Raw genomic sequence first — 13,378 nt, forward strand, 5'->3', positions numbered from 1 at the left:
CCTCGGCCGGGTTTCGTGTGGCGGGGAGGTCCGTGGAAGCGACGTCCGGTGCCCCCTCGTCTGCCGCGCGGACTCCTGCCGGGCCGGCAGGAAGGGTGGCCGGCATGGTGGCGGGCAGCAACGCGGCAGCAGCACCCTCCTGGTGGGCTACGGCGTCGGCCCCCGGCGCCGGCGCCACCGGCACCAGCAGGTCCGCCAGCTGCCGGGTGCGCTGGTTGTGGGCCACCAGGATCACGGTGACCTGGCCACGGAGCCGGCGGATGGCGTCCTCGACGATCACGGCGGACGCGTCATCGAGGTGTGCGGTGGGTTCGTCGAGCAGCAGGAGGGTGGCGCCGGCCTCGATCCGGGCCAGGCCGCGGGCCAGTGCGACCCGGCGCAGCTCGCCCGGGCTCAGTTCCGCCTGGTGCTTTGCTGCCAGGTGCCCGGCGCCGGCGCGTTCCAGGCAGCGGCGCGCAGCCTCTTCCGTGGTGAACCTGTCCGGGCCATGCCCGGGGTCCGGTGAGAGGTAGAGCAGCACCTCGTCCAGGACGGTTCCGGCCACCATGACGGGGTGCTGCGGCACCCAGGCCACCGCGCGGCGGTCCAGTCCGCTGATGGACCCGGTAATACTGGTCCCGCCGCCGTCGCCGACCGTTCCGGCGAGAACGCCCAGGACGGTGCTCTTGCCGGCGCCGCTGGGGCCGTCCAGGGCGGCAATCCTGTCCTGCGGTGCGGTGAACGTGAGGGGCCCGACGGCGGCTCCGGACCGGCTGGCATACGTCACGGTGAGTCCGGTGACCTCCAAGGGAGCGCCGGGCCTGCCGGCCTTGGCAGCGGGCAGGGGTGCAGCCTCGGGAGCCCCGGTCACGGATGCTGTTGCGGCGAGCGCCACCCTGCCGTCGTCGCTGGCGTGGTGGGCGGTGCCAAGTTCGCGCAGCGGAAGGTAGCAGTCCGGCGCCAGGATGAGCGCCAGCAGGCCGGCCTCAAGCGGCATGTCACCATGGACCAGCCGGACGCCAATGAAGACGGCCACCACTGCCACCGAAATGGTGGCGATAAGTTCCAGGGCCAGCGCGGACAGGAACGCGGTGCGCAAAGTGCCCATGGTGCGCGAGCGGTATTCCTCCGAAATCTCTTCAAGGGCCTTGCGTTGGGCGGTGGCACGTCCCAGCCCCACCAGGACCGGCAGGCCCTTGGCCAGCTCCAGCATGTGCGCCGAGAGCCGTGCCAGCGACGCCTGGGCCTGCCGCACGCTGTCCTCGGTGTACCGGCCGATCAGCACCATGAACACCGGGATCAGCGGCACCGTCAGCACGATGACCAGCGCACTCACCCAGTCCGCGAAGAGAATCCGGGCCCCCAGCAGCAGCGGAACGGCCGCGCAGTTGACCAGTGCGGGAAGGAACTGGGTGTAGTAGCTGTCCAGGGCGTCCAGGCCGCGGGTGGCGAGGACCGCCAGGCCGCCGTCGCCGGATCCGCGCACACCGGTGCGCAGGGCGCGCTCCAGCAGCTCAGCGCGAAGCTCCTCCTTCACGCCCAGCGCCGCGCGGCGTGCAGCGACGGCCTGGCCCCACACGGTCAGGGAGCGGAGGACGACGCCGGCAAGTCCGGCGGTCAGCTGGCTCCCCCACTCCGGGTTCCCGGCAACCAGTCCCGCCAGGACGGAGGCCACTGCCTGCCCGATGAGGACCAGGGACAGCGCCTTGAGCGCGGCCAGGAGTCCCAGCCAATAGATCGCTGAGCGGGTGGACGGACCGGCGGGAAAAGTTGGGCGCACGTCAGCCCTTGGTGGTGAAGGCCCTGGCGGCGACCGCCGGGAGGAAGCTGTGGGCTTCCGGGATGTGCGCGGCGCTCACCCGGCGGCGGAACACCCAGTAGGTCCATGCCTGGTACGCAATCACCAGGGGAAGGCCGAATGCCGCCACGATGCTCATCAGTCCCAGGGTGTAGTCCGAGGAGGATGCGTTGGAGATGGTGAGGTCGAAGGCGCTGTCCAGCGTGGAGGGCAGCACCACGGGGAACACGGCGCCGAAGATGGCGGTGGTGCCCAGCACCAGGAAGCCGCCGAGGGCCAGGAAGGCCCTGCCTTCAGAGCCCCTCCGGGCCAGCAGCCAAGCAGCGACGGCGGCGCCAACGGCCAGGACGACGGCGGCCCAGGTCCAGGGCTTGCCGTCCATGAACTGGATGGCGAGTGCCCATGCCGCGATGGGCAGGAGCAGGACCGGCAGGAGCCGCACGAACCACTGGCGGGCCCGGTGCCGAACGTCCCCATCGGTCTTGAGGGCCAGGAAGGCCAAGGCGTGCAGGAGGGAGAACCCCACCACCGCCACGCCGCCAAGAAGGGCGTAGCCGCTGAACCAGGCCATGGGGCCGCCCTCGCGGTCGCCGTTGGCGTTCAGCGGCAGGCCGGTGGTGGTGAGGGCCAGGGCGGCCCCCACGCCGAAGGCGGCGAAGAAGGAGCCCAGCGCGATGGCCCAGTCCCAACGGTTCCGCCAGCTGTCGGTGTCCACCTTGCCGCGGTATTCGAACGCCACGGCACGGAAGATCAGGGCCAGCAGGACCACCAGCAGCGGCAGGTAGAGCGCGGAGAACAAGGACGCGTACCAGAGCGGGAAGGCGGCGAAGGTGGCACCGCCTGCAGTCAGCAGCCACACCTCGTTGCCGTCCCAGACGGGCCCGATGGTGTTCAGGAGCACGCGGCGTTCGGTGTTGTTGCGGGCGAAGAGCTTCATCAGCATCCCGACGCCCAGGTCGAAGCCCTCCAGGAAGAGGTAGCCGGTCCACAGCACCGCGATGGCGATGAACCAGATGGTAGGCAGCAGTTCCATTGTGTGTTTCCTCTGCTCGGTCTTTGGAGCCGGATGCGGTTAGTAGGCGAAGGCCAGGACGTCGTCGGCGGGCTTGGTGTCCCCGTTGCCGCCTGGGCCGGGCGTCTGGTCCTCGTTTTCGTCCGCGGGTGCATGGGCGAGTTCCGGCATCGCGGAGACCACGCCGCCGCGGATGTACTTGACCAGCAGTTTCACTTCCACCACCAGCAGGACGGCGTACACGGCGGTCAGGGCCACCAGGGAGGCGATCAGTTCCCCTGCGGAGACACCCGGTGACACGGCGGCTGCGGTGAACATGAACACCTGGTCAATGCCGCTGGGATCCGGGTTGGGCGCAACCACGAACGGCTGGCGGCCCATCTCGGTGAAGATCCAGCCGGCGGCGTTGGCGCCGAAGGGTGCCAGGATGCCGAACACGGCCAGCCGCATGAGCCACCGTGCTTCGGGCACCGTCCCCTTGCGGGTGAGCCAGAGTGCCACCAGTGCCGCCAGGGCGGCGAGTCCGCCGAAGCCGATCATCATCCGGAAGCCCCAGTAAGTGACTTCCATGACGGGGACGTACTGGATTTCCTGGCCGGCGCGTTCGCCGTAGATGGGATTGTCCGGCAGGTGGGTTCCGTAGTTGGCCTTGTACTCGGGCAGCAGGCTGTTGACGCCCTGGACCTCGGTGGTGAAGTCGCCCTTGGCCAGGAAGGACAGGATGCCGGGGACTTCGATCACGGCCACCACGTCGTCGCAGTTCTTGGATCCCACGTTGCCGATGCTCAGGACGGAGAACCCGGTGCCGTCGTGGCAGGCGGCCTCCGCGGCGGCCATCTTCATGGGCTGCTGCTGGAACATGAGCTTGCCCTGCAGGTCACCGGTGACCGCGGTGCCGGCGAAGGAGATCATGGCCACCACGGCGCCGATGCGCAGGGACCGGATCCACACGCTGTGGTCGGTGCGGTCGCGGCCGGGGATGCGGGCGTCTTCACCGGGGATGACGCGGCCGTCGGCGCCCACGGTGTCAATGCCGTCGTGCCGCCTGCGCCACAGGTGGTACCAGGCAATGCCCAGGAGGAATCCGCCTGCCACGGCGAGGGCGCCGAACAGGGTGTGCGGGACGGCGACGAGGGCGGTGTTGTTGGTGAATACTGCCCAGGCGTCGGTCATGACGGGCCGGCCGTTGATCATTTCCACGCCCACCGGGTGCTGCATCCAGCTGTTGGCCACGATGATGAAGTAGGCGGAAAGTGCTGATCCTATAACGGCCACCCAGAGGCAGGCCAGGTGGATGGCGGGCTTGAGCTGCTTCCAGCCGAAGATCCAGAGGCCCAGGAAGGTGGACTCGACGAAGAAGGCCAGGAGTGCCTCGAGGGCCAGCGGTGCGCCGAAGACGTCACCGACGAAGCGGCTGTACTCGCTCCAGGCCATGCCGAACTGGAACTCCTGCACGATGCCCGTGGCAACGCCCATGATGAAGTTGATGAGGAACAGCTTTCCCCAGAACTTGGTCATGCGCAGGTACTCGGGCTTGCCGGTGCGGTACCAGGCCGTCTGGATCACGGCGACCACCAGGCCCAGGCCAATGGTCAGCGGCACCATCATGAAGTGGTAGACCGTGGTGATACCGAATTGCCAGCGTGCGATTTCCAAGGCGTCCATGGCAGTCCCTACTGTTAGCCAATGCAGTTTTCTACGCTTCGTAGAACTGTAACTTCTACAAAGTGTAGAACACGGTCGACGGCGGGCGAAAACCGATCACCCTCCCTAAGGATCGCCCACCGGGACGCGGCGCGCCAGATGTTCTACCCGATGTAGAAGGTTCGGCGGTTTCGGGGTAAATTTAGTTGTGTAGTTGAACAACCGCGTGTCGTCACCGGGCGCCTCACAGCGCACGGTGCGGGGAAATAAAGGAAAAGTGAAATGGCTAGTCTTGGTGAACTGGAACGGGCAGTGATGGACCTGCTCTGGGCGGGCCAGGAAGCGGCTACGGCCAATACCCTGAGGGACCAGCTGGCGCGCACGTCGGCTGCACAGGGCGGTCCGGGCCACGAAGGCAAGGAACTGGCCGTCACGACGGTGCTTACCGTACTTTCCCGCCTGGAGAAGAAAGGGCTGGTTGAGCGCGAACGCGGAACCCGCCCGCACCGGTACCAGGCAGTGTCCAGCCGTGCTGACCACACCGCCGAGCTCATGCATGAGGTCCTTGGGTCAGCCCCGGACCGCGAGGCCGTCCTGGCCCGCTTCATCGGGTCTGTCTCCGAAGGTGAAGCCGAGACGCTGCGCAAACTGCTGGGTCACCTCTAACACACCATGTTCTGGGCCTCATACCTGCTGGCGGTCCTTGCGATAATCCTGGCCTGGCCGGTGCCAATCCTCCTGTCACGGGCCCAGTGGCCGGCCAGATCGCCCTTCACGGCCATGCTGCTGTGGCAGGCAATCGCACTCGCAGGTGGGCTTTCCATGATCGGCGCCATGCTGGTCTACGGCCTGGAACCTGTTGGTGACAACCTCATCGCGGGGCTGCGCGCCCTTGCCGGCATGGTGCTTTTCAATGCCCCCACCACGGCACTGGGGTTCTGGCATATCTTTGCGCTGTCCGCTGCCGCACTGCTCACGGCCCACCTGGTCTTCACGCTGCTGCTGACGTATTACAAAATCCAGCGGCAGCGGCGCCGGCACCGGGAACTGCTCGCCCTCCTCGCCTCGCCCTCGGCCCAGGGCGCCGGAACGCTCGTCATCAACCACGATTCCCCTGTGGCCTACTGCCTCCCGGGCGGCGCACGCTCGGTGACCGTCCTGTCGGACGGCCTGATGGCGGCCCTTGAACCGGCCGAACTGCGTGCCGTCCTGATCCACGAAAACGCCCACCTGAGCCAGCGGCACCACCTGCTCCTGTGGGCCTTCGCAGCCTGGCGGCAGGCGCTTCCATGGCTGCCCACCACCAGGCTGGCGCAGGAGTCGGTGAATTCGCTGATCGAAATGCTGGCCGACGACGTCGCGCTCCGGACCGAGAGCAAAGCGACCCTGATCAAGGCCATCGCCATTGTGGCCAGCGGCTCTGCAGGCAATACGGGCACCACGGACATCCGGCCGTCCTCTCCCACGCTGGCCCTGTCCGGACTCGAGGCAGCATCGGGCGGGCCGGGCTCGGACGCCGTCCGGACCGCAGCCTCCAGGGTCAGCCGCCTCCTGACGCCGCAGCCCCAGCTTCCGGCGGCCGTCCGCAGTGCGGTCATGGCCGGCTGCGCGCTGCTCCTGGCGCTGCCCACCGCACTGCTTGTGGTCCCCGGGCTGCTCGGCTGAAGCCGGCCGCACACACCTGCCCGGCCACAAACTGACGCCGCCGGCGGTCAGGCGTCGATGCGCTCCCGGTCCAGGCTGGATGCGCCGGCAATGATGAAGTCCTTGCGCGGGGAAACGTCCGAGCCCATCAGCAGGTCGAAGATCTCTTCGGCCTGCTGGGCGTTTTCGATTCCCACCTTGCGCAGGGTGCGGTGCCGCGGATCCATGGTGGTCTCGGCCAGCTGCTCGGCGTCCATCTCCCCCAGGCCCTTGTAGCGCTGGATCGGTTCCTTGTACCGCTTGCCTTCCTTGGCCAGGCGGGCCAGGAGCACGTGGAGCTCGGCCTCGGAGTAGGTGTAGATCATCTCGTTGGCCTTCTGCCCGGCGTTGATGACTTCCACCCGGTGCAGCGGAGGGACCGCGGCGAACACCCTGCCTTCAAGGATCATGGGCCGCATGTACCGGAAGAAGAGGGTCAGCAGCAGCGTCCGGATGTGGGCACCGTCCACGTCGGCGTCGGTCATGAGGATGACCTTGCCGTAGCGCGCTGCGCTGATGTCGAAGCTGCGGCCGGAGCCTGCCCCGACCACCTGGATCAGGGCTGCACACTCCGCGTTGGAGAGCATGTCCCCCACCGATGCCTTTTGGACGTTGAGGATCTTGCCGCGGATGGGCAGCAGGGCCTGGAAGTCGGAGGAGCGCGCCAGCTTGGCCGTGCCCAGCGCGGAGTCACCTTCCACGATGAAGAGTTCGGAACGTTCGACGTCGTCCGTCCGGCAGTCAGCGAGCTTGGTGGGCATCGAGGAGGTTTCCAGCGCGTTCTTGCGCCGTTGGGTCTCCTTGTGCACGCGGGCCGAGATGCGGGACTTCATCTCGTTGACGATCTTTTCCAGCAGCAGTGCCGACTGGGCCTTGTCGTTCCGGTTGCTGGAGGACAGTTTGGCGGAGATTTCGCGCTCCACCACCTTGGCCACGATGGCGCGTACGGCGCTGGTGCCCAGGATCTCCTTGGTCTGGCCCTCGAACTGGGGTTCGGCGAGCCGGACGGTCAGCACGGCGGTCAGGCCGGCGAAGATGTCGTCTTTTTCGATCTTGTCGTTGCCGGCCTTGAGCTTGCGGGCATTGGCCTCCACGGCTTTGCGGAAGGTCTTGATCAGGGCCTGTTCGAACCCTGACTGGTGCGTTCCGCCCTTCGGGGTGGCGATGATGTTAACGAAGCTCCGCACGGTGCTGTCGTAGCCGATCCCCCAGCGGAGCGCCACGTCCACCTCGCAGTCGCGCTCCACCTCGGCCAGCTGGCTGTGGCCGCGTTCGTCAAGGACCGGGACCGTTTCCTTGAACTTTCCTGCGCCGTGCAGCCGCCAGACGTCGGTGACGGCCGGGTCCGCGGCGAGGAACTCGACGAATTCGGAAATGCCGCCGTCGTGGTGGAAGACCTCTTCGTGGGGGCCGGCCTCGCCCGGGGTTCCGGGGACCTTGCGCTCGTCCCGCACGGTGAGCTTGAGGCCGGGCACCAGGAAGGAGGTCTGGCGGGCACGGGCAACGAGGTCCTCGTAGGAGAACTTGGCGTCTGGGGTGAAGATCTGCCGGTCCGCCCAGTAGCGGATCCTGGTCCCGGTGACGCCGCGCTTGGCCTTCCCCACCACGTCCAGGACGGAGTCGTTGACGAACGGCGTGAACGGTGCTGCCGGGTCGAGGCGGGAACCGGTGTCCTTGAAGCGGCCGGGTTCGCCGCGGCGAAAGGACATGCGGTACGTCTTGCCACCCCGGTCCACCTCGACGTCCAGCCGCGAGGACAGGGCGTTGACCACTGAGGCGCCCACGCCGTGCAGGCCGCCGGACGCGGTGTAGGAGCCGCCGCCGAACTTGCCGCCGGCGTGGAGCTTGGTGAACACCACTTCGACGCCGGTGAGGCCCGTCTTGGGCTCCTTGTCGATGGGGATGCCGCGGCCGTCGTCGTGGATTTCCACGGAGTTGTCCGCGTGAAGGATGATGCGGATGTCGTGGCCGAATCCGGCCAGGGCCTCGTCCACGGAGTTGTCGATGATTTCCCAGAGGCAGTGCATGAGGCCGCGCGAGTCGGTCGAACCGATGTACATGCCCGGGCGCTTGCGGACGGCTTCAAGGCCTTCCAGGACGGAGAGGTGCCGGGCGGTGTACTCAGAGCTGGGTGCCACTGGTGATGAACTCCTTCAGGGACGTCGACGCGGCGCTGGGACCGCACCTTCCAGAATAGTCGGCGGCAGCGGCCACAGCCGTCTGCCACACCCGCGGGCGGGTGTGCGGCACGCCACGGGCCTTGGTGACGGGCGGAACTGGGCAGTTCTTGACGGAACCTTGCGGATACGCGCACAGCGAACTTGCCCCATCCTTGCGATGGTTTGGATACGAATGCTGGTTATATAGATGTACTGATCTACTAAGGAGGCCGATATGACAACAGCAGTGGCAGACCGCACGCTGAATGCACTGGACCGGTGCGACCGTTGCGGAGCTCAGGCATATGTCCGGGTTGTACTCGAGTCCTCCGGCGGTGAGCTGTTGTTCTGCGGCCACCACGCCCGTGCAGTCGAGGCGACGCTCAAGCCGTTGAGCTCCGACTGGCACGACGAGACGGGAAAGCTTCACGAGAAAGCTGCCGTTGAAATCGACTAGATGAGGCATCGGTAACAACGAACCCTGCGGGACTCTTCCACACGGAAGGGTCCCGCAGGCGTTTAAGGACGCAGAGCCGGACTGGGCCGGCCCATAGCGCAACAGGACCGCGTGCCAGCCCGGAGACGACAGAACCTAAAACTAACAGGGGCCGTCCCGGACCCACTTTTCAGTGGATCCGGGACGGCCCCTGTTCGGCCCTGCGAAGGGGTTTAGTCCAGGTAGTCCCGCAGCACCTGCGACCTGGACGGGTGGCGGAGCTTGGACATGGTCTTCGATTCGATCTGGCGGATCCGCTCGCGGGTGACGCCATAGACCTTTCCGATTTCGTCTAAAGTCTTCGGCTGTCCATCCGTCAGGCCGAACCGCATGGCGACGACGCCGGCCTCGCGCTCGGAAAGGGTATCCAGCACCGAGTGCAGCTGCTCCTGCAGGAGCGTGAAGCTCACGGCATCGGCCGGGACAACGGCCTCAGAGTCCTCGATCAGGTCACCGAACTCGGAATCGCCGTCCTCACCGAGGGGGGTGTGGAGCGAAATCGGTTCGCGGCCGTACTTCTGGACTTCGACAACCTTTTCCGGGGTCATGTCCAGTTCCAGTGCCAGCTCCTCGGGCGTGGGTTCGCGGCCCAGGTCCTGCAGCATCTGGCGCTGGACACGTGCCAGCTTGTTGATGACCTCAACCATGTGCACCGGGATACGGATGGTGCGGGCCTGGTCGGCCATGGCGCGGGTAATTGCCTGGCGGATCCACCAGGTGGCGTAGGTGGAGAACTTGAAGCCCTTGGTGTAGTCGAACTTCTCCACGGCGCGGATCAGGCCAAGGTTGCCTTCCTGGATCAGGTCCAGGAAGAGCATGCCGCGGCCGGTGTAGCGCTTGGCCAGCGAGACCACCAGGCGCAGGTTGGCCTCCAGCAGGTGGTTCTTGGCGCGCTTGCCGTCGTGGATGATGAACTCGAGCTCCCGCTTGTACTTGGGATCCATGGATCCGTCGTCAGCGGCGATCTTCTCCTCGGCAAACAGCCCGGCTTCGATCCGCAGCGCCAGGTCCACTTCCTGCTCCGCGTTGAGCAGTGCCACCTTGCCGATCTGCTTCAGGTAGTCCTTGACGGGGTCAGCGGTGGCACCGGCAGACATGACCTGCTGCACCGGGGCGTCATCGTCGTCGGCGTCGGAGTAGACGAAGCCCTTGCCGCTGCCGGCGGCACCCTTGACGGGTTCAGCGTCGGCATCCTCAACTGCGTCCGCACCTTCGAGGACGATGTCGTCGAGGTCTTCCTCGACTTCTTCGACCTCGTCCGTGTCGACGTCACCGGACTTTCCAGCGGCCGCTGCTGCAGCCTTGGCGCCGGGCTTGGGCCCACGCTTCTTGGGCTCGCGCTTGCCGTCCGCTCCAGCCTCGCCGGCCGAAGCCTTGTTGGCAGCCCGCGTGGCTGCCCGCTTGGCGTTGGTCGCGGCCTGCTTCTCCTCAGGGGACAAGACGTCCTGGGCGGCGGAATCCTTCTTCGTGGAAGACGGGGTCACAGAAAACCTTTCTAGCGGTGGTCTGTGGAATCACCATACGGGCAACACCACTATGACCCTGTCAAGTCCGTGATGAAAACCAAGCGCCACCACGGCCGGCAGAGTCACTTAAGACAACTCCCGAAGCGGCTGTAATGTTCCCTCGCGGGGACGGTTACAAGCACTCGATACACGGACCCAACCGGGTCTCGGCATCCATTGTCTCATGATTTGCCCGGATCGGGCCTCCCCGGCCGTTATCCGTTCCCGCTGAGACGCCATGGGCCGCCAAAGCCTGGCCTGTGTGCAGACCTCCGCCTGCGCCTGCCCTCCGCGTCCAGGGCCTCCTACCCACCAGCCTGCTCCCCCGCACCTTCCTCCGGGCTTTCCTCCCGGAACTTCTGCCATGCAGCATCCTTCCGCGCAGCCCAGCCGCACAGTGTTCCCCTGCCCACGAGGTCCAGCAACAGCTCAGCAAGCCGGTAGCCCGGTTCAAGTTCAAGGGCCTGGCCCAGATAGGCGGCCGAATAGGATCCGCGGCCCCGGCACCATGAAACCCAGCCCTGAAGGGTCAGCGCGGCAACGGCCGGGCGGCCGCCCAGCACAGCCAATTGCCCAAGGACCCGGTCCAGCGCGTCCAGGCACTCCCAGTCGGGAACGTCCGGCGCCAGGCCCATCAGGACCTCGCCATATCCGACGGGCGTGGGGCCGGAAGTTCCCCGGGCGCCATGCACCAGGCGCAACCGCCGGGGTACGGCAGCCGGGTCAGGCGTGCCGGCAGGTTCGTCCCGCATGCCGTTCCCCGGTGCCCGGCGGCCCGGGAAGTTCACCGGAGGCAACAGAGGCAGCGGCACCACTGCGGCTGCGCCGCCGTCCGCACCCGCATCCTGAAGGACTCCAAACTGTTCGGCTCCGGCTTCCGCAGCGCTGCGGCCGGCCGCTGCCATGACCAGCACAGCATCGCGCCAGGTGGGACAGAGCAGCGTGGCACGCAGGAAAGCGTCGCGCTCAACGTCGGGCATCCATGGCCCCGCCTGGGACCGGTCCAGCAGCAGTTCCCAGAAGTCGAGCACGGCATTGAACTGTGCCCTGCATCCGGACCTGCCGCCAAGCTCCTCCTCCCAGGTGGCCTGTGCCTCAAGGACGGCGGCCAGATGCATGGCGGGGACCGCCGTCGCCGGGCCGCGGCCTGTCCGGGGAGCCGGGCCAACGCTGCTGCCCCGGTACACCATCTCAGCGTTCAGCAGGCTGTCCCTGATCTGCTGTACGGGGCGCCCCGGAACCGGGCAGCACGAAGGATCGGTGCATGACGCGTCGCGCCAGTAGCGGTCTCCCACAAACCAGGCATCGCGCACGGGCATTCCACCGTCGGCAAGGGCTGACTGGACCGCAGAGATCAGGTGCTCGTAGGCGGACGGCCGAACCATCCCGGCGTCGCTGGTGAAAACGGCCAGCAACGAGCCGTCAGCGTCCCGGTCTGCCTCGAGGTAGCGGCGGACGGCGCGGGCGAAACCGGCCGGGGCTGCCTGGATGTCCCGTCCGGGAAGGTCGAGCCGCAGCGTGGCGCCGAGCCTGGTGCCGTGCAGCGTCATGGCTACCAGGCTGGAGACGGGCCAATATCCCAGTGAGTGTGGGATGAAGCCAAGGATGTCTTCCGGACCGCGGACTGTTAATCGTTCTGAAGCTGTCATGGCTCCAGCTTTCGCCCGGACTCCGGCCTTCCGTAAGGCGATTCCCCGCGTAAGTGGACAAGTCTGCCCCCGGGCGGTCAAAACCCGGCCTGTGCAGGAGCAGTCAGTCGTCCGTAGGCGTTGTCTGGCGGCGGCGCGCCAGGCTTTCCCGGCGCTGCCGGGCCAGGGCGCTGCGCAGTGGCGGCACCACAATCCCCTGGTCGGCCATCTGCCGCCGTACCTTCCGCCGGCAGGCCAGGATGGCGGCGGCACCAAAAGCCAGGAGCAGGAACTGGACGCTCAATGCCAACCGGAAGGGATCCAGTCCGTACAGCACCCCCTGCGAGAAGCCGGAGGCGTAGAGGACGTCGAGCACCAGGCCGATCAGGAATATGGACACCAGTGCCGCGATGAAGCCGCCAACGTTGACGATCCCGGTGGCGGTGCCGATCCGGTGCGCCGGGTTGAAGGTCCGGGCGAAGTCGAAGCCGATCATCGATCCCGGGCCGCCGATTGCCAGCACCACCACCAGGCCGGCCAACAGCCACAGCGGAGCGCGGCCGGGCAACAGCAGCACGGCGGCCCAGGCTGCGGCGGTCCCGCCGGCGATCAGCAGGACCATGGTGGAACGCCGCAGGGGGTGCCGCGAAACGAAGCGCCCAATGAAAGGGCCCACCGCCATGGCGGCAGCGACGTAGAGCGCCATGAGGGCGGCGACGGTTCCGGCGTCCAGGCCCTGGCCGGAGATCAGGAACGGATAGCCCCAGGTCATGGCAAACACGGTGCCGGAAAACTGGATGGTGAAGTGGCTCCACATGCCCAGGCGGGTGCCGGGCTGGCGCCACGCTCGGGCCAGCGACGCTCCGGTCGCCCGGAGGCCCTGCCGCGCGTGCGGCCTTTCGGTGCCCGGTGGAGCGTCCTGCAGCAGCAGGACGACCAGTACGACGGCGAGGGCGGACATCCCCGCCAGCATCAGGAACGCGGGGGTCCAGCCGGAGAGATGCAGGACCAGCGCGAAGGGCAGGACACTGAACAGCTGCCCCAACTGGCCGGACATGCCGGTCAGCTGGGTGACCAGGGGAACGCGGGCGGGAGCGAACCACAGCGGAATCAGCCGGATCACCGAAATGAAGGTCATGGCATCTCCGGCTCCCACCAGGACGCGGCCCAGGACGCCCCCCGGAATGCTGTCGGCAAAGGCCAGCTGCAGCTGCCCGAGTCCCATCAGGACCGCGCCGCCGGCGATCATGGCCCGCGATCCGAATCTGTCCACCAGCAGGCCTACGGGGATCTGGAGACCGGCGTAGACCAGCAGCTGCAGGACGGTAAAGAAGGAGATGGCGGACGCGCTGGCGTGGAACCGCTCCGTGGCCTCGAGTCCCACCACGCCGAATGAGGTCCGCTGCGCCACGGCCACCAGGTACCCGAAAATTCCAATGGTCCAGATAAGCCAGGCGCGGGGTGCAGTCACCAC

At 67.1% G+C, this 13,378-nt stretch carries 10 protein-coding genes; 3 read left to right on the forward strand and 7 right to left on the reverse strand.

All coding sequences use genetic code 11. The features are described 5' to 3' along the window. The 3 genes from cydD to BACI349Y_RS11365 all read right to left on the reverse strand — a co-directional run. Nucleotides 1-1,759: thiol reductant ABC exporter subunit CydD (gene cydD, locus BACI349Y_RS11355; RefSeq protein ID WP_236560799.1), on the reverse strand; the 1,759-nt coding region annotated here is incomplete at its 3' end. A gap of 1 nt (nucleotide 1,760) precedes the next feature. Beyond that, entirely contained in the window at nucleotides 1,761-2,810 is a 1,050-nt protein-coding gene (gene cydB / locus BACI349Y_RS11360) for a cytochrome d ubiquinol oxidase subunit II (RefSeq protein WP_159632189.1), read from the reverse strand. A gap of 39 nt (nucleotides 2,811-2,849) precedes the next feature. Next, the gene (locus tag BACI349Y_RS11365) at nucleotides 2,850-4,454 is read right to left on the reverse strand and encodes a cytochrome ubiquinol oxidase subunit I (protein ID WP_159632190.1); all 1,605 of its coding nucleotides are present in this window, start codon (nucleotides 4,452-4,454) and stop codon (nucleotides 2,850-2,852) included. Nucleotides 4,455-4,715: 261 nt separating this feature from the next. Between BACI349Y_RS11365 and BACI349Y_RS11370 the strand changes: the two genes are divergently transcribed. Both BACI349Y_RS11370 and BACI349Y_RS11375 read left to right on the forward strand, forming a co-directional pair. Next, on the forward strand, nucleotides 4,716-5,099 hold the full coding sequence (locus BACI349Y_RS11370; protein ID WP_018769682.1) for a BlaI/MecI/CopY family transcriptional regulator: 384 nt from the start codon (nucleotides 4,716-4,718) through the stop codon (nucleotides 5,097-5,099). Nucleotides 5,100-5,105: 6 nt separating this feature from the next. Next, the gene (locus BACI349Y_RS11375; protein WP_159632191.1) at nucleotides 5,106-6,098 is read left to right on the forward strand and encodes a M56 family metallopeptidase; all 993 of its coding nucleotides are present in this window, start codon (nucleotides 5,106-5,108) and stop codon (nucleotides 6,096-6,098) included. A gap of 47 nt (nucleotides 6,099-6,145) precedes the next feature. Here the strand turns inward: BACI349Y_RS11375 and BACI349Y_RS11380 are convergent, their stop codons facing one another. Continuing rightward, a complete protein-coding gene (locus BACI349Y_RS11380; RefSeq protein WP_159632192.1) occupies nucleotides 6,146-8,254 on the reverse strand; it encodes a DNA gyrase/topoisomerase IV subunit B in 2,109 nt (702 codons plus the stop codon). Between the two features lie 256 nt (nucleotides 8,255-8,510). Between BACI349Y_RS11380 and BACI349Y_RS11385 the strand changes: the two genes are divergently transcribed. Further along, complete coding sequence (locus BACI349Y_RS11385) at nucleotides 8,511-8,732, forward strand: DUF7455 domain-containing protein (protein WP_013600696.1); 222 nt, start codon at nucleotides 8,511-8,513, stop codon at nucleotides 8,730-8,732. Between the two features lie 212 nt (nucleotides 8,733-8,944). Here the strand turns inward: BACI349Y_RS11385 and BACI349Y_RS11390 are convergent, their stop codons facing one another. The 3 genes from BACI349Y_RS11390 to BACI349Y_RS11400 form a co-directional block, all read right to left on the reverse strand. Continuing rightward, a complete protein-coding gene (locus BACI349Y_RS11390) occupies nucleotides 8,945-10,255 on the reverse strand; it encodes an RNA polymerase sigma factor (RefSeq protein WP_159632193.1) in 1,311 nt (436 codons plus the stop codon). A gap of 326 nt (nucleotides 10,256-10,581) precedes the next feature. Then, on the reverse strand, nucleotides 10,582-11,925 hold the full coding sequence (locus BACI349Y_RS11395; RefSeq protein ID WP_159632194.1) for a DUF4192 family protein: 1,344 nt from the start codon (nucleotides 11,923-11,925) through the stop codon (nucleotides 10,582-10,584). A gap of 103 nt (nucleotides 11,926-12,028) precedes the next feature. After that, nucleotides 12,029-13,375 (reverse strand): MFS transporter, encoded by a 1,347-nt coding sequence (locus BACI349Y_RS11400; protein ID WP_159632195.1) that lies wholly within the window; start codon nucleotides 13,373-13,375, stop codon nucleotides 12,029-12,031. Nucleotides 13,376-13,378 lie beyond the last annotated feature (3 nt).

Origin of the sequence: Arthrobacter sp. 8AJ, assembly GCF_902506025.1 — a bacterium.
Classification (GTDB): domain Bacteria; phylum Actinomycetota; class Actinomycetes; order Actinomycetales; family Micrococcaceae; genus Arthrobacter.